The 16,326-nt window shown below is 63.5% G+C and carries 12 protein-coding genes; 7 read left to right on the forward strand and 5 right to left on the reverse strand.

The window, feature by feature from the left end:
- Positions 1 to 51: 51 nt before the first annotated feature.
- Positions 52 to 816 (reverse strand): IclR family transcriptional regulator, encoded by a 765-nt coding sequence (locus C0Z19_RS14800; RefSeq protein WP_102610580.1) that lies wholly within the window; start codon positions 814 to 816, stop codon positions 52 to 54.
- A gap of 210 nt (positions 817 to 1,026) precedes the next feature.
- Between C0Z19_RS14800 and sauS the strand changes: the two genes are divergently transcribed.
- The 3 genes from sauS to C0Z19_RS14815 all read left to right on the forward strand — a co-directional run bounded on the left by sauS (position 1,027) and on the right by C0Z19_RS14815 (position 5,544).
- Complete coding sequence (gene sauS, locus C0Z19_RS14805) at positions 1,027 to 2,472, forward strand: acylating sulfoacetaldehyde dehydrogenase (protein ID WP_102610581.1); 1,446 nt, start codon at positions 1,027 to 1,029, stop codon at positions 2,470 to 2,472.
- Entirely contained in the window at positions 2,469 to 4,085 is a 1,617-nt protein-coding gene (locus C0Z19_RS14810) for an AMP-binding protein (RefSeq protein ID WP_102610582.1), read from the forward strand. The genes sauS and C0Z19_RS14810 overlap by 4 nt, the downstream gene beginning before the upstream one ends.
- A 79-nt stretch (positions 4,086 to 4,164) precedes the next feature.
- Entirely contained in the window at positions 4,165 to 5,544 is a 1,380-nt protein-coding gene (locus C0Z19_RS14815; RefSeq protein WP_102610583.1) for an MFS transporter, read from the forward strand.
- A gap of 16 nt (positions 5,545 to 5,560) precedes the next feature.
- Here the strand turns inward: C0Z19_RS14815 and C0Z19_RS14820 are convergent, their stop codons facing one another.
- Positions 5,561 to 7,198: a GMC family oxidoreductase gene (locus C0Z19_RS14820; RefSeq protein ID WP_102610584.1), complete on the reverse strand. Its 1,638-nt coding sequence runs from the start codon at positions 7,196 to 7,198 to the stop codon at positions 5,561 to 5,563.
- A gap of 381 nt (positions 7,199 to 7,579) precedes the next feature.
- Here C0Z19_RS14820 and C0Z19_RS14825 point away from each other — a divergent pair, with 381 nt between their 5' ends.
- Positions 7,580 to 8,581, forward strand: coding sequence for an AAA family ATPase (locus C0Z19_RS14825; protein ID WP_102610639.1), 1,002 nt, complete (start codon positions 7,580 to 7,582; stop codon positions 8,579 to 8,581).
- Complete coding sequence (locus C0Z19_RS14830; RefSeq protein ID WP_102610585.1) at positions 8,578 to 10,308, forward strand: cobaltochelatase CobT-related protein; 1,731 nt, start codon at positions 8,578 to 8,580, stop codon at positions 10,306 to 10,308. Before C0Z19_RS14825 ends, C0Z19_RS14830 begins: the two co-directional genes overlap by 4 nt.
- 50 nt (positions 10,309 to 10,358) lie before the next feature.
- On the opposite strand, the gene pta is transcribed toward C0Z19_RS14830, so the two are convergent.
- From pta to C0Z19_RS14845, 3 genes are all read right to left on the reverse strand, one after another.
- On the reverse strand, positions 10,359 to 11,399 hold the full coding sequence (gene pta, locus C0Z19_RS14835) for a phosphate acetyltransferase (RefSeq protein WP_102610586.1): 1,041 nt from the start codon (positions 11,397 to 11,399) through the stop codon (positions 10,359 to 10,361).
- A gap of 132 nt (positions 11,400 to 11,531) precedes the next feature.
- Positions 11,532 to 13,349, reverse strand: a complete 1,818-nt coding sequence (gene xsc, locus C0Z19_RS14840; protein WP_175084048.1) for a sulfoacetaldehyde acetyltransferase — start codon at positions 13,347 to 13,349, stop codon at positions 11,532 to 11,534.
- A 171-nt stretch (positions 13,350 to 13,520) separates the two neighbouring features.
- Positions 13,521 to 13,931 carry a nuclear transport factor 2 family protein gene (locus C0Z19_RS14845; RefSeq protein ID WP_102610587.1) on the reverse strand — a complete coding sequence of 137 codons (411 nt, stop codon included), beginning with the start codon at positions 13,929 to 13,931 and terminating at the stop codon, positions 13,521 to 13,523.
- A gap of 639 nt (positions 13,932 to 14,570) precedes the next feature.
- On the opposite strand from C0Z19_RS14845, the gene C0Z19_RS14850 reads away from it, so the two are divergent.
- Positions 14,571 to 15,266 carry an ABC transporter permease gene (locus tag C0Z19_RS14850; RefSeq protein ID WP_233196147.1) on the forward strand — a complete coding sequence of 232 codons (696 nt, stop codon included), beginning with the start codon at positions 14,571 to 14,573 and terminating at the stop codon, positions 15,264 to 15,266.
- A gap of 25 nt (positions 15,267 to 15,291) precedes the next feature.
- Positions 15,292 to 16,311, forward strand: coding sequence for a taurine ABC transporter substrate-binding protein (locus C0Z19_RS14855; RefSeq protein ID WP_102610589.1), 1,020 nt, complete (start codon positions 15,292 to 15,294; stop codon positions 16,309 to 16,311).
- Positions 16,312 to 16,326 lie beyond the last annotated feature (15 nt).

Here is a 16,326-nt window from a genome sequence, read left to right on the forward strand (position 1 = left end):
CGCCGCGGCTCGCCGTGACAGGCAACGCCGCGGTCGCGACACCGGGAGGCTTCACGCACGAAACGTCTTTGCGGTCTCTTCGGCCGCGCGCCGCAGGTCCGGTTCGAATCGCAGCAAATCCTCGAGCGTCAATCGTCCGACGGGCGCCTGCACCGCAATCGCCGCGCAGGCGCGATTGCGGTCCAGCATGACCGGCACCGCGATTGCGATCAGTCCTTGCAGGTGTTCCTGGTTGTTGATGGCCAAGCGACGGCGACGCGTGATCGCGAGTTCCTTGCGCAGCGCGTCGCGGTTCGTGATGGTTCGCTCCGAATAGGAACGCAGCGGCAGCGTTTCGATCACGCGCTCGCGTCGATCCTTCGGCAGAAAGCTGATCAGGAGCTTGCCGCTGGCCGAGCAGTGCAGCGGGACATGCGAGCCCGGTTGCAAATGCATGCGCAGCGGCCATTCCGTTTCGACGCGATCGACGTAGACGACATCGTTGCCCGACAGCATGGTCAGGTTGCAGGTTTCGCCGATTTTTTCGACGAGCTGCTCGAGCAAGACATGACGCGCCGCAGCGGGACCTGCATGCATGAGCACGTTCACCGCGAGCATGCGCACGCGCGGCGAACATTCGTAGAGCTTGTCGCGGGCGCCGCGCGTGATGAGCCACGCGTCGCTCAGCTGCACGAGGATGCGGTGCATGGTCTGCTTCGGTAAATCGAGCGTGCTCGCGAGCTCCATCATGGAGAGCGGCCGGCCGGCCGCCGCCAGCGTTTCCAGCACGCGAAACGCTCGGACTGCCGCCGCATTCGACTGATTCGACGCCGACATCGCCTCTCCCGATTTGCAACACACGCTGCAGTAGCCCTCATTGTGTATCGATTCGTGCGGATTTCGGGACTCGGGTAAGTCCCGAAATCCGCACTTTTCGTTGAGCGTGCCAACGCTGTCGGGAAATGTGCGGGAAACGGGACTCGCCTCCCGACGCGCTCGCATAGATTGGCTGTACCGCCAATCATCTTTTCGCAACGGAGTGCATCTATGAACGTCAGGGCGACAGTCGCCGAAATCGTAGCCGCGCCGACGGACGAAGCCGTGAAGGAGCGCGTCGCCGCGCTCGTTGCTCGCGCACGCGAGGCACAGCGCGCATTCGAGGTCGCGGGGCAAGCGACGCTCGATACCGCGGCGGCCGCGGCGGCGTGGGCAATCATGGAGCCGGATCGCAATCGCCGGCTCGCGGAACGTTCGGTAGCCGACACCGGGCTTGGCAATGTCGAAGACAAGTTTCGTAAAAACTATCGCAAGACGCTGGGCCTGCTGCGCGATTTGCACGGCAAGCGCACCTGCGGTGTCATTTCGCGCGACCCGGGGCGCGGCATCGTCGAAATCGCTCGGGCCGTAGGCGTCGTCGCCGCGATCACGCCTTCGACGAACCCTGCCGCCACGCCCGTGAACAAGATCATCAATGCGCTCAAGTGCGGCAATGCCGTGATCGTGGCACCGTCGCCGAAGGGACACTCATCGTGCGCGTTGCTGATCGAATTCATTCATCAGCAGTTTGAACGGGCCGGTATCGATCCGGCACTCGTGCAGATATTGCCCGAGCCGGTCAGCAAGCTGGCGAGCGCCGAGTTGATGCGGGCGGCGGATCTTGTCGTCGCGACCGGCTCCCAAGCGAACGTGCGCATGGCGTATGCGAGCGGCACGCCTGCTTTTGGCGTCGGCGCGGGCAATGTGGCTTCGATCGTCGAACGGTCTGCGGATCTGGCCGAGGCGGCTCGCAAGATCGCGCTGTCGAAAACCTTCGACAACGCGACGAGCTGCTCCTCCGAAAACAGCATCGTGATCGAGGACGCGGTGTATGACGCGATGATGGAGCAATTGCTGCGATGCAAAGGCGTGCTGCTCGATGCAACGCAGAAGGCGCGCCTGCAGGCGGCGATGTGGCACGACGGAAAACTCTCCGAGCGCTGCACGGCAAAATCGGCGGAACAGATTGCGCAGGCGGCCGGACTTGACGAATTGGCTGGGCAAGAGGCGAAATTCCTGATGGTGGAAGAGAGCGGCTTCGGGCCCGAGCACCCGTTCTCGGGCGAAAAGCTTGCGCCGGTGCTCGCCGTCTATCGCGCGAGCGATTTCGCGGATGCCGCGCGCATCGTGCGCAGCATCTACGCCTATATGGGCGCCGGTCACTCGGTCGGATTGCATACGGCAAACACCGATTACGCCATCGAGTTGGGCGAACGGTTGCCCGTGGCGCGCGTCATCGTCAATCAGGCGCACTGCCTCGCGACGGGCGGCAACTTCGACAACGGCCTGCCGTTTTCATTGTCGATGGGCTGCGGCACCTGGGGGCGCAACAACTTTTCGGGCAACCTCGATTTCCATTACTACCTCAACGTAACCCGCGTCGCCTATCCGATCGAAGAGCGCATGCCCGAGCTCGATACGCTGCTCGGCGACTACTTCGGGAGAGTCGGCCGATGAGCACGCCTACGACGCTGCGCGCATTGATCGATACGCGCGCCACGCAGTATCCCGACAAACCATTCGTATTGGCCGGAGCCGCGCACGACGAGGAACGCACCGAAGCCGGCGCGGCCGTCACGTTTGCGATGCTGCAGGCGCAGTGCCGCGAACTCGAAGCGCGTTTCAGGCAGGCCGGGCTGCGGCCGGGCGATATTGTTTCCGTGTACATGGGAAACGGCGTGCAGACCGCCACGCTCCTGCTTGGCGCCATGTACAGCGGCCTCGTCGTTCATCCGCTGAACCTGCTGTGCCAACCCTCGCAACTGCGCTACATCGTCGAGCATTCGGACACGCGCATGATCTTCGTGTGCGATGAGACGCATGATGCGATCGCGGCTGCATGTGCCGCGCTGAGCGAGCAGGGGCACGCGCGAAGCATTGCGCTCGTGCGCACGGCGCCCGAGGCGATCGATCTGCCCGCGCTGCCGCAACTCGAACCCGCACTCGCGCAAACAGCAGGGACGGATCCCGCCGTGGCCAATGGCGACTGGGCGCCGGGGCACGTCGTTCTGCCGAACGATATCGCGTTGCTGATGTACACCTCGGGCACGACCGGCGCACCTAAAGGGGTCCTGCTGAGCCATCGCAATCTGCTGGCGAACGCACGCAATATCAGCACCGAGCATCGGCTAGGCGCCGACGATCGCGTGCTTGCCTCGCTGCCGCTTTATCACATCAACGGCCTTGTCGTGACGCTGCTCGCGCCGCTCTATCACGGCGGGTCGGTCGTGATGACGCCGCGTTTCTCGGCGCGGACCTTCTGGCGCGACGTGGCGCGTTTCGGTTGCACCTGGATCAACGTCGTGCCGACGATCGTCGCCTACCTGCTGGGCGGCGATGAGCCCACCGGCTTCGATCTCTCCGCGCTTCGTTTTTGCCGCACGGCATCGGCCGCGTTGCCGAGCGACCATCATCGCGCATTCGAGGCGCGTTTCGGCATCGGCATCATCGAGACGATGGGGATGACGGAGACGGCCGCGCCGATCTTCAGCAATCCTTACGATCCGGCGCTGCGGCGCATCGGCAGCATCGGGCTGCCCTCAGGTGCGCAGGCGAAGGTGATCGATCGCGAGGGACGCGAGTGTGCCCCGAACGCGCCCGGCGAGATCGTGTTGCGCGGTGAGCAGGTGATGCAGGGGTACTACAAGCGCCCCGAAGAAACCGCGAAAGCCTTCACGGCCGACGGCTGGTTGCACACAGGTGATCTCGGCTATCGCGATGAGGAGGGCTACTTCTACATCAACGGCCGCGCGAAGGAGCTGATCATCAAAGGCGGCGAGAACATCGCGCCCCGTGAGATCGACGAGGCATTGTTGCGCCATCCCGGCGTGCTCGATGCCGCGGCTGTCGGCGTGCCCGATTCGATGTACGGGCAGGAAATCGTCGCGTTCGTCGTGCCGCGCGAGACGCATTGGCACGGCGCGCCCGATGCGCATGAACTGCGCGCGCATTGCCTGCGCGAGCTGGGCCGCTACAAGACCCCCAAGGAAATCCGGTTCGTCAGCGATTTACCGCGTGGCCCGTCGGGCAAGGTCCAGCGCTTGAAGCTGCTCGCGCCGGCGCCCGACTAGAAACGGGGGGCACCGGCCCTGCCGTGCGATTCGCCGTAGACATCGAAATCTCTAACAAGAGACAGTGGGAGACAACCGTATGAAACAGCGTGCGCAGCGCGTGAAGACGCGCCATATCATCTTGGCGGTCATGTGCCTCATGTATTTCATCTCATACATCGACCGCGTCAATATTGCAGTAGCAGGGCCGCTGATTCGGCACGAGATGGGGCTGACGACCGTGCAGCTCGGTCTCGTGTTCTCTGCGTTCGCCTATCCCTATGCGGCGATGCAGATCATCGGCGGCTGCTTGTCCGACAAATTCGGGCCGAAAGTGGTGCTGACCGTGCTCTCGTTGATCTGGGGTGCTGCGACGCTTGCCACCGGTTTCGCCGGTAGCGTGGCGATGCTCGTCGCGCTGCGCTTCGTGCTCGGGATCGGCGAAGGCGGCGCATTCCCGACGGCGACGCGTGCATTCACCTACTGGATGCCCGTGGGCGAACGCGGCTTCGCGCAGGGCATTACGCACAGCTTCGCGCGCCTGGGCGGCGCGGTCACGCCACCGCTCGTGCTCGCCGTCGTGGTCGCCGGTGGGTGGCGCGACGCGTTCATCCTGCTCGGCGTCGCGAGCCTCGCGTGGACCGTGCTGTATCTGTTCGTGTTCACGAACAGCCCGGAGCAGAATCGCCGCATCACGCCTGAGGAAACGGCCGAGATCGGCTATCGAACCGGCGATTGCGAGCGCGCCAAGCGTGCGCGGACGCCCTGGCGCAAATTGATTCATCGCATGTGGCTCGTCACCTTCGTCGACTTTTGTTACGGCTGGTTGTTGTGGGTGTACCTGACGTGGCTGCCGTCGTATCTGAAGGAGTCTCGCGGCTTCGACCTCAAGCACCTCGCACTCTTCACCGCCTTGCCGTTGCTTGCCGGCGTGGTGGGCGATACGTTGGGCGGCGTGGTTTCGGATCGCATCTACAAGGTGACGGGGCGCCTGCGCTTCGCTCGCTGTTCGGTGCTCGTCGTCGGGTTGGGCGGTTCTCTCGCGTTCCTGGTGCCGATGATTTCGGTGGCCGATCCTCTGACGGCCGTCTGGCTGCTGAGCGGATCGTTCTTCTTCCTCGAACTCACCAACCCGGTTCTGTGGACGCTGCCGCTCGATATCGCAGGCAAGTACGCAGGCACGGCGGGCGGGATGATGAACACGGGCTTCGGCGTCGCGGGCATGATCTCTCCCGTCGCCTTCGGCTACCTGATCGAACACACGGGCAGCTACAACGCGCCTTTCATGGTGTCGGCCGGCTTGTTGGCCTTGGGCATGGTGGCGGCACTGTTCATCGACACCTCGCGTACGGTCGACGCCGACGAAGAACGCGAGCGCAACGAAGGCGCGGCGAGCGGGGCGTTCACGTTTCTCGATGCCGTGCCGGCTGTGCGGCTCGAGCGTCATACCTTGCGGCGGCCGTTGCGTTGGCGCCGTTGAAGCGCGGGGCCGGGGCTCAAACCCCGGCTGCGACGGGCTCGGCCGCCGAAACCGGGCGCGAACGCCCGTCTTCGATGATCATGTCCGCGGCTTTCTCGGCAATCATGATGACCGGAGCGTTCGTGTTGCCCGAAACGAGCTCCGGCATGATCGACGCATCGACGACGCGCAGCCTTGCGATGCCGCGCACGCGCAAGCGCTCGTCGACGACGGCGAGCGGGTCGTTGCCCATTTTGCAGGTACACGCCGGGTGATAAATCGATTGACTGTACTGCCGCGCTGCTTCGAGCAGCTCGGCGTCGCTTTGATACTGCGCGCCGGGCGTGAACTCCGAGACGATGCGCGACGCGAGCGACGGTGCGGCGGCGATGCGGCGTGCCACCCGAATGCCGCCGATCACGACCGGATGATCGCGCTCGTCGGACAGGTAATTGGCATGAATGGCCGGATACTGCAACGGATCGGCCGAACGAATCTCGACGTGGCCGCGGCTGAACGGCCGCAATTGGCAGACCGAAGAGGTAAACGCGGAGAATCGATGTGCGCCTTCACCGGGCTTGTCGGCGCTGAGCGGCTGCATATGGAACTGAATGTCGGGACGATCGACGTCGGGGCGCGAGCGCGTGAAGATGGCGACCTGGCTTGCGGCCAGCGTGAGCGGCCCGGTGCGCCACAGCGCGTACTGCATGCCGATCCATGCTTTGCGCAACGGGTTGTTGACTTCGTCGTTGAGCGTGCGCTCGCGTGTGCGGAAGACGAGGCGGACCTGCAGATGGTCTTGCAGGTTGCGCCCGACGCCGGGCAGGTCCAGGCGCACGGGCACGCCGACGCGTTTGAGCAGAGGCGCGGGGCCGATGCCCGAATGCTGCAGGATCTGGGGCGAACCGATTGCGCCCGATGCCAGAATGACCTCGGCGCGCGCTCGCACGATCTTGCGCTCGCCGCCCTGGATGTATTCGACGCCGACGGCCGTTCTGCCTTCGAACACGATTCGGCACACCTGTGCGCGCGTGACGACTTGCAGATTGGCGCGCATGCGGGCCGGTTTCAGAAAACCCTTTGCCGTGCTCCATCGCAAGCCCTTGTAGGCGGTCTGCTGGTAGTAGCCGACACCTTCCTGGCTGGCGCCGTTGTAATCGGCGTTGGCGGGGATGCCGATTTCCTGCGCGGCCGCGATGAAGTGATCGGCGATGGGGCGGCGCAGCCGCAGGTCGGACACTTTCAATGGTCCACCCACGCCGTGATACGCATCGGCCCCGCGTTCCTGGTCTTCGGATTTCTTGAAGTAGGGCAGCACATGGGCATAGCTCCAGCCGCGATTGCCGAGTTCGGCCCAGCGGTCGTAGTCCTGGCGCTGCCCGCGCACATAGAGCAAGCCGTTCAACGAGCTCGAGCCGCCGAGCACCTTGCCACGCGGCCAATCGATGCGGCGGCCGGCGACGTTGGGATCGGGCTCGGTGCGGTAGCACCAATCGAGCTCAGGGTTGTGCATGGTCTTGAAATAGCCGACGGGCACGTGAATCCACGGGTTCGTGTCGGGGCCGCCGGCTTCGAGCAGTACGACCGAGTTGCGCGGATCGAAGCTCAGGCGATTGGCCAATACACATCCCGCCGACCCCGCGCCGACGATGACATAGTCGACTTCCTGTTCCATGAAAAGCGTCTCCTGGCGATCCGATAGACATATAGGAAAACCGCGCTGTATCGCGCTGAATGGATTCAATGTCGTGGATGACGAGGGGCTTCGCAAGCTCACCGGGCGTGTTGAGCGCCAAACTGAAACGGAATGTGTCGATTCCGGCTCAAAACGGCCCTGGCCTATCCGGTGGCCCACGCAAGCAGACTACGATGGCATGGCGATCGACCCATTGCCGATTCGCGCTCAGGGCGACCGATCGCGCCGCTGGTCCAACCGAAATATCGCGACTGGTTCTTGGGCGCCCCCGCGCACGGCGCTACGATCGAGATCAATATCCGGAGCCGCCGCTATGGCGGCGGGCCGGTTGCAAAGGAGAAAGCTGTGACGATTGATGGGATGCAACGGACGCCGGATCGCATGGTGTCGGTGCGCGAATGCTTCGGTATCGATTCGAGCCTGATGGTGCCCATGTTCGATGAGCGCGACGATCATGTTCCCGAGATCGATACGGCGTATCGCTTCAATGCACAGGTCACGCTCGCCATCCTGGCCGGCTTCACGTACAACCGCCGCGTGATGGTGCAAGGCCTGCACGGCACCGGCAAGTCGACGCATATCGAGCAGGTCGCCGCGCGCTTGAACTGGCCCTGCGTGCGCGTCAATCTCGACGGGCATATCAGTCGTCTCGATCTCGTGGGAAAGGACGCCATCGTCGTGCGCGACGAGCGCCAGATCACGGAGTTTCAGGAGGGCATCGTGCCATGGGCGTTGCAGCGTCCCGTCGCCTTGATCTTCGACGAATATGATGCGGGCCGTCCCGACGTGATGTTCGTGATTCAGCGGATTCTTGAGCGCGACGGCAGTCTGACGTTACTCGATCAGAACCGGGTGATTCGTCCGCATCCGTCCTTCCGGCTTTTCGCCACGTCGAATACGGTCGGCCTCGGCAATCTGAATGGTCTTTACCATGGCACGCAGATGTTGAATCACGCGCAAATGGACCGCTGGAATGTCGTGGCGACGCTGAGCTATCTGCCGCGCGAGGACGAAACGGGCATCGTGCTCGCGCGCGTGCCCGAGTTGGCCGACGATGCGGGCCGCGCGCTCGTCGAATCCATGGTGGCGATGGCGGCGCTGACGCGCAAGGGGTTCGCCACCGGCGATCTTTCGACGCTGATGTCGCCACGCACTGTGATCAACTGGGCGGAGAATTGCCAGATCTTCCGCGACCCCGAGCTCGCCTTTCGTTTGACGTTCTTGAACAAGTGCGACGAAGCGGAATGGCCGATCGTGAGCGAGTACTACCAGCGCTGCTTCGGCGTCGAGCTTGGCGAGGCGGCGACGGTCGGCGCGGCCGATGGGCGCGCCGACCGTGCCGTGCCGCAGGCTTCGCGATGAAGCCGTTGCATGACACATCGGCTACGGGCCCGGGCCGCGAGCGGCTATGCGCGGCTGTCGTGCGGGCGTACACGGGCGATGCTGCCTTGCATTATCGTGCCGGTCGTTTGTGCCGGAAGGTGCGCCCGTTGCCGCTGTTTGCGCCGCATCTGCGCACCGACGCGGAACAAGACGACTTCGCCTCGTTGCGCGGCGCGGCCGATTGCGCCGCCATGCGGCTCCTGCATTCGGACGCCGCATTGCATCGGCAGCTATCACCGGATTCATACGTCGAGCGCCTGTTGTTCGAGATGTTCGAGCAGATTCGTTGCGAATCGTTGGCGCCGTCGGGCATGTCCGGTCTTGCTGAGAATCTGCGCTATCGCTTCGAATCGTGGTCGCGCGCGTACCATCGTGCGGGGTGGGTCGACGATCATCTGGGCATCCTCATCTATACGGTGCTGCAGATCGTATGGTCGCGCGTGACCGGCTCGCGCGTGCTGGAAGAGACCGAAGGCCTCATCGAGGCCACGCGTGCCGGCATCGTGCCGGCGATCGGCGTCTGCCTTGCGGGGTTGCGCCGCAATCGCTTCGACCAGCGCGGCTATGCCCAGCATGCGCTTGAACTGGCGCAGCGCGTCACGTCGATGCTCGAAGAAGCCGGCGCGATGTCGATGGCTGACGCGGCTGCCGAAGGCCGCGACGCCGACGACGCGTTGACGTCGTTTTCCCTTTGGGTTGATTTCGACGGGTCGGATGAAGCGTTTGATGCCGGGAACGCGGCGCAGGCCGCGCGTGTTTCGAATTCGTCCGTGCGGCATTACCGCGCTTATACGACGCAGTTCGACCGCGAGGTGTCCGCGGGCGCGCTCGTGCGTCAACCGCTGCTGCGCGAATATCGTGAACGGCTGGACGAGCGCATCGCCCGGTGCGGCTTCAATCTCGCGCGAGTCGCGCGTGCCTTGCAGGCCGCGCTGACCGCGCCGCAGCGCGACGGTTGGTCGTTCGGCGAGGAAGAGGGCCGTATCGACGGACGGCGTCTGGCGCAGATCGTCAGCTCGCCGACCGAGCGTCGCGTATTCGTGCAGGAGCGCATGAGACCGCGTGGCGATTGCGCGATCGGTTTTCTGATCGATTGTTCGGCATCGATGAAGGCGCACGTCGACACTGTCGCGGTGCTGGTCGACAGCCTCGTTCGCGCGAGCGAGCAGGCGGGCCTGACGACCGAGATACAAGGCTTTACGACGCTCGCATGGAACGGCGGGCGTGCGCGAACGCAATGGCTGGCACGGGGGCGGCCGCCGCATCCGGGGCGTCTGAACGAAACCTGCCACATGGTGTTCAAGGGCGCGGACGTCAGTTGGCGACGCGCACGCACCGATATCGCCGCATTGTTCAAAGCCGACCTGTTTCGAGAAGGCGTGGACGGGGAAGCGATCGACTGGGGCTGCCAACGGCTGGCCGCACACGACGTGAGCCGGCGCATTCTTGTCGTCATTTCGGATGGCAGTCCGATGGACGCGGCAACGTCTCAAGCCAATGGGCCTTCGTATCTCGACGAACATCTGAAGGATGTGCTCCTTCGACACGAAACGGTGCGCGACGTCGAGGTCTTGGGACTCGGGATGGGCTGCGACCTGAGCACGTTCTGTCGGCACTGCGCGACGGTCGATCCCGCCGCCCCGCTCGACACGAAGCGTTTGCTCGACCTCGCGCAGTGGATCGGGCAGCGGCGCGGTCAGCCTTAACGGCTGACGCGCGCTTACCTCCTACCTTTGCACCCTTTGTACCTTTGGCGTTATGCCGCGTGAGGCGCGGTCGAATGATGGGCGTCCCGCGCATGGGCGGCTTGTGCCTGCACGGCAGTCACCGCGATCACATAGTAGACGTCTTCGCTGCTGCAGCCGCGCGACAGATCGTTGGCGGGGAAGTGCAGCCCCTGCAGTAGCGGGCCGATCGCCTTCGCACCGCCGATGCGTTCGGCAAGTTTATAGCCGATATTGCCGGCGTCGAGGTTCGGAAAAACGAGCACGTTCGCATGCCCGCCCACCTGGGAATGCTCGATCTTGCGTTCGGCGATTTCGGCCACGATCGCCGCGTCCAACTGGACGTCGCCGTCGATGGCCAAACCGGGGCGCAACGATTTCACGCGCTGGGTCGCTTCGATCACCTTGTCGACATGTGCGTGATGCGCGCTGCCGCTCGTCGAAAACGACAGCATCGCGACGCGCGGTTCCTCCATCAACAAACTGCGTGCGCTGTCGGCGGCGGCCATGGCGATCTCGGCCAGTTGCCCGGCGTCGGGATCGACGACGAGCGCGCAGTCGGAAAAAATGAGCCCGCCTTTATAACGGTGGAACGGCTCGCATAACATCATCAGAAAGAAGCTCGATACGAGCTTGAACGACGGCTCGATGCCGATCAATTGGATCGCCGTGCGAACGACATCGGCGGTCGTATGGACGGCGCCAGCAACGGACCCGTCCGCATAGCCGCAGCGCACCATCAGATCGGCGAACACGAGCGGTTTGAGCACTTCGGTTTGTGCGAGCGCTTGCGTCATGCCTTTGGCAGAGCGCAGCGCAACGAGCTCGCTCGCGAAGCGGGCGCGCCAATCGGAGGTGGCCGGATCGACGAGGGTGATGTCATCCAGCGACAGCGACTCGCGTTCGGCCACGGCGCGGATCGCATCGGGCGCGCCGACCAGCGTGATGCGGGCGATACCCTCGCGGCTGGCTCGCGAGGCGGCCGCCAGCACGCGCGGATCTTCGGCTTCGCAGAGCACGATACGCATCGGTGCCATGCGCGCGGCTTCGATGATGCGGTTGAGGGCTTTCATGGCGTGTCAACTCGAAAGAAGGCGAAAGAAGGGAAGCGTGTCCATTCAAAAGATGAAAGCGGCCGAGCCGGCGGGTTGATTCGCCGTTCCGGCCGCAAGCTGCAGCGCGCGGGGCCCGCAGCGACGCTACGATCAGACGTAATCCTTGTACTTATCGAGCAGGCGCACAGGTTTGGCCAACGCATCGCGACGGAACGGATCGCCCAGCTCACGCGTGCACATGATTTCGATGATCGTCGTCTTGCCTTCGTTCATCTGCATATCGATGGCACGCTTGAGCGCCGGGCCGACATCTTCGAGCTGATCGACCACGATGCCTTCGGCACCCATCGCACGCCCGATCGCCGCGAAGCTTTGATTGTCGAGCTCGCCCGCCACGAAGCGGCGGTTGTAGAAGTCGACCTGGTTTTTCTTTTCCGCGCCCCACTGCCGGTTGTGGAACACGACGGCCGTCACGGGAATGCCGTGCCGCACGCAGGTCATCGTTTCCATCAGGCTCATGCCCCATGCGCCGTCGCCGGCATACGAGACCGCCGGGCGATGCGGAGCCGCCACCTTCGCGCCGATGATGGTCGGGAACGCGTAGCCGCAATTGCCCCAGCTCATCGCCGCGAAGAAGCTGCGCGGCTTGTTGAAGCGCAGGTAGCTGTTCGCGACCGAATTGATGTTGCCGATGTCGGTGGACACCATCACGTCCTCGGGCATCGCTTTCTCGAGTTCGCGCAACACTTGCCGCGGATGCAGGTACTGGCCGCCGTTGAACGTGCGCTCGTGCTTCTGTTCCTCGATCATGTCGAGGCTGTACGGGTCGAGCTCGTGCGTCCAGCCGTCAAGTTCCTTTTCCCACGTCGCTTTCTCGGTCGAGATCTGGTCGGCCCGCTCGCTGCGCGTGGCGTCGCAAGCGAGCTTGCGATCGGCCAATCGTTGCGTGAGCGCGATGGCCGAGGCTTTGGCGTCGCCGCAGATGCCGACCGAGATCTTCTTCACGAGGCCGAGCATTTTATGGTCGGCATCGATCTGGATGATCTTCGCTTCCTTCGGCCAATAATCCATGCCGTGCTGCGGCAGCGTGCCGAACGGCCCGAGACGCGAACCGAGCGCAATCACGACATCGGCGCGCGAGAGCAGCTTCATCGCGGCTTTGGAGCCCTGATAGCCGAGCGGGCCGCACCACAACGGGTGGTTCGCCGGGAACGAATCGTTGTGCAGGTAGCTGTTGACGACCGGCGCGCCGAGACGTTCGGCCAGCGCCTTGCACTCTTCGACCGCATCGGCCATGACCACGCCGCCGCCCGAAATGATCACGGGAAACCTGGCTTGCGCGATGAGGTCGGCCGCTTCATCGAGGCTTTGAGCGCCGCCGGGGCCGCGGTCAAGTCTGCGCGGTTGCGGAATCTCGACTTTGACCTTGCCGTAGAAGTAGTCGCGCGGGATGTTCAGCTGCGTCGGTCCCATCTCGGCTTGCGCGCGGTCGAAGCAGCGCGCCGTGAATTCGGCCATGCGTGCCGGATGCGTGACGTGGCCTTGATACTTCGTGAATTCCTGGAACATCGGCAATTGATTTGCTTCCTGGAAGCCGCCGAGTCCGATGCCCATCGTCCCTGCTTCGGGGGTGACGATCACGACGGGGCTGTGCGCCCAATAGGCGGCCGCGATGGCCGTGACGCAATTGCTGATGCCTGGGCCGTTCTGACCGATCACGACGCCGTGACGGCCCGATACGCGGGCATAGCCGTCCGCCATATGGCCCGCGCCCTGTTCGTGGACCACAGGGATCAGGCGAATGCCGGCCGGCGCGAAGATGTCCATCGCGTCCATGAAGGCGGAGCCCATGATGCCGAACATGTCGGTTACGCCGTTGGCTGCAAGCGTTTCGACGAACGCCTCGGAAGGCGTCATCTCTTGCGGGCCGTCGGCAGTTGTAGGTTGGGGGCGGTTTTGTTCGCTCATTGGGTGTCTCCGGTCATCGTTTAGCGAAAGGCATGATTTCCGATCCTATGCGACGCCTATGTCGGGTCAAGCCATTCCGATGCGCGATGACGAAATTGAAATGAAATGAAATGATTCGTTTCAAAAGAGGCGCTCGCGCGGTGCCATGCAGTGCGCGCTTGCGCGCATTCGTCAGTTGGCGCTCGCCTGCTTCGGCCGTTCCTTGCGGAACGCGCGCTTGACGGCGATCAGTCCGTCGCGAAACTCGAACAGGTCGCAGCCTTCTGCTTCGATGCGCCAGCCCTCGGTGTGCGTGCCGGAAAACACCCATTCGGAGACGCCGCGATCGCCGACGACATAGTGGCGTCCGTTACCCCAATGCGCGTCGGGAAAGGCGGCAAAGACGGCTTCGAACGCCATCCGTACTGCGTCCCGGCCGACGAAGCGGGTGCCATAGACATCGGGGCCCGCGGCGGCGTCGAATACGCAGTCTTCGGTCATGAAGCCCATCAGCGCGGTTGCGTCATGGCGGTTGAACGCGTCGGAAAACGCGGCGAGCGTGTCGGCCGTGACGGCGCACGGGGCGATGGACGTTTCTGTCATTGAAGTCTCCTGAAGGGGGGTGGCGAGCCGCAAACCGCATCCATGCACGGCGGGCCCATTGGATAGGGAATACGTTAATGGGGGTTCGCATAGGCCGGTAGCGCCAGTTTTGCGCTTTCGCCTGGTCCAGGCTCACGCCGCGGCAAGCCGGCGGTGCGCCCCGCCAGCGCCGGGCGCACTGGACCCATCGGATCTGTTCGCCTGGCACTACCCGGTCTTTTAATGTTTGACAATGCTTGACTAAACGGGCGAGCCGGCGATTGCGAACCATGGCTGGAGACAAGACCCGTTCGCAGGTGACGGCGCTGACTATACTTTTATCAGCGCTTTTATCAGCGGTATTAAGAACGCTGTTATCAGCGGTTATATCAGCGCTCGTATCAGCGCGCTTATCAGCAGTTTCGACAGCAGCGACTCCATTACGGCTGCGTAGTGGCGACCTGAAGTCAGGATCTGCAACTCCAGGAGACAGCAGTGAGAGCGAGAGCACTAACTGAGCACGGCAAGACGATGAAGCCACCTGCGCGCCCCCCCGGCGAATCATGGATCAAACTGCGCCTGATGAGTTCGACCGCGAGATCATACGGATTGACCGCCGCCGTTCTGGTAGTAGCCGTTCTGTTGTGGGAGGCGGTTTCGATGGCAGGGATCTTCCCTGCGTTCGCGTTGCCTTCGCCGGTTGCCGTCTGGCAGTCGTTCGTCGACATCGTGCGTGACGGCTATGGCGGACAGTCGCTGATGAGCGACATTCTGATCAGTTGCTTTCGCATTCTCATCGGCTTTGTCGGCGCTGTCGCGATCGGCGTGCCGGTCGGGCTGTTGATGTCGCGCAACAAGCTCATCTTCGACCTCATCGACCCGCTGTTGCAGTTCGTGCGACCGGTGCCGCCGCTTGCCTATATTCCGCTGCTCGTCGTCTGGTTCGGCATCGGGGAGTTGCCGAAGGCGATCCTGATTCTGGTCGGCACGATCCCGGTCATCATCATCGGCACGATGTCGGGGGTCAAGAGCACGCCGGCCCTGCGGATTTCGGTTGCCCGCACGCTGGGCGCAACCAACGCGCAAATCTTCCGACGAATCGTGCTGCCTTCCGCGATGCCCGAGATTTTTACGGCGATGCGCGTCGGGATCGGCGTGGCCTGGACGTGTCTGGTCGCCGCCGAACTGATCGCCGCGAGCAGCGGGCTCGGCTGGCTCGTTCAGTTCGCCGGGCAAGCGTTGCAGGTCGGCGTCGTGATTGTGGGCATCGTCATCATCGGGGTGATCGGCTATGCCATGGAGCTGGCGATACGCAAGCTCGAGAATTGGGTCGTGCCCTGGCGCGGGCATGACTGAAACCACCCGTCGAGGAGACGAAAAGATGAAAACGAAAAGTGTGATTCAAGGCGCAGCCGCGGTGCTGCTGGTGATGAGCTCGCTGGTTGCCGGTGTGTCCCACGCCCAGAGCAAGCCGAAAGTGATCATCGGCTACGAGGACAACGGCGCAGACCCCTACATGGTGTCGATGGCGGAGCATATGTTCGAACGTCATATGAACGCCGACGTCGAGTACAAAATGTTCAGCTCGGGCCCGGCGGCAATGAGCGCGCTCGCATCGAACAGCCTGACGTTCATGTGCGGCATCGGCGTACCGCCGCTTGTCACGGCCATCGCTCAAGGCCTGCCGATGACGATCGTCTACAACCAGGAGCGCTATACGAACGCTGCCGGCATCGTGGTCACGCCGAAGAGCGGAATTCACGACGTAGCGGGCCTGCAAGGCAAGAAGATCGCGATCGTCGCCGGCTCGCAGGCTTCGTTCGAATTGGCGACGTTTCTGGCCGAGGCGCATGTGCCGTACTCGTCGGTGACGCAGATCAACATGGCGCCGCCGCAGATGCGCACGTCGTGGGTCACGGGTGCGATCGATGCCGCGATCGTCTGGGACCCCGTCTTCAGCGCACTGCGCGCAGCTGGCGGTAAGACGATCAAAACCGACGGCGATCTGCCGCGCAGCGCGTCGAGCTACAACGTCTGCATCGCCAACGCCGAATGGGCCAAAGCGCATCCTGATCTCGTGCGTGGCTTCGTCGCGGCGCTCGACGAAGGCTATCAGGTCACGCAATCGAATCGCGACCGTGCCATCGCCGAAATGGCGCGCCAAACCGGCGTCACAGTGGCGGTCGCGCAAAGTGAGCTGGCCGGGTACGAGTTGTTTTCAGGTGCGGACCAGACGACACCGAAGGTCATGGGGTCGGGGGCGGGCGTGACGAAATCGGCGACGTACGAGACGTTGGTCAATACGGCCAAGGTGCTTAAAACGATCGGTCGCATTCAATCCGTGCCGAGCAGTTTCGAGGTGAACGTTGCGCCGCAGTATTCGCAATCGCTAGCCCATTGAACTTGATTGAGCCAG

Origin of the sequence: Trinickia soli (assembly GCF_002879855.1) — a bacterium.
GTDB classification, from domain to species: Bacteria; Pseudomonadota; Gammaproteobacteria; order Burkholderiales; family Burkholderiaceae; genus Trinickia; species Trinickia soli.

Coding starts and splice junctions, on each gene's coding strand:
- C0Z19_RS14845 (WP_102610587.1), bottom strand. CDS start 13,931: ATGACAGAAACGTCCATCGCCCCGTGCGCCGTCACGGCCGACACGCTC.
- C0Z19_RS14820 (WP_102610584.1), bottom strand. CDS start 7,198: ATGGAACAGGAAGTCGACTATGTCATCGTCGGCGCGGGGTCGGCGGGA.
- C0Z19_RS14825 (WP_102610639.1), top strand. CDS start 7,580: ATGCAACGGACGCCGGATCGCATGGTGTCGGTGCGCGAATGCTTCGGT.
- pta (WP_102610586.1), bottom strand. CDS start 11,399: ATGAAAGCCCTCAACCGCATCATCGAAGCCGCGCGCATGGCACCGATG.
- sauS (WP_102610581.1), top strand. CDS start 1,027: ATGAACGTCAGGGCGACAGTCGCCGAAATCGTAGCCGCGCCGACGGAC.
- C0Z19_RS14830 (WP_102610585.1), top strand. CDS start 8,578: ATGAAGCCGTTGCATGACACATCGGCTACGGGCCCGGGCCGCGAGCGG.
- C0Z19_RS14850 (WP_233196147.1), top strand. CDS start 14,571: ATGGCAGGGATCTTCCCTGCGTTCGCGTTGCCTTCGCCGGTTGCCGTC.
- C0Z19_RS14810 (WP_102610582.1), top strand. CDS start 2,469: ATGAGCACGCCTACGACGCTGCGCGCATTGATCGATACGCGCGCCACG.
- C0Z19_RS14800 (WP_102610580.1), bottom strand. CDS start 816: ATGTCGGCGTCGAATCAGTCGAATGCGGCGGCAGTCCGAGCGTTTCGC.
- xsc (WP_175084048.1), bottom strand. CDS start 13,349: ATGAGCGAACAAAACCGCCCCCAACCTACAACTGCCGACGGCCCGCAA.
- C0Z19_RS14855 (WP_102610589.1), top strand. CDS start 15,292: ATGAAAACGAAAAGTGTGATTCAAGGCGCAGCCGCGGTGCTGCTGGTG.
- C0Z19_RS14815 (WP_102610583.1), top strand. CDS start 4,165: ATGAAACAGCGTGCGCAGCGCGTGAAGACGCGCCATATCATCTTGGCG.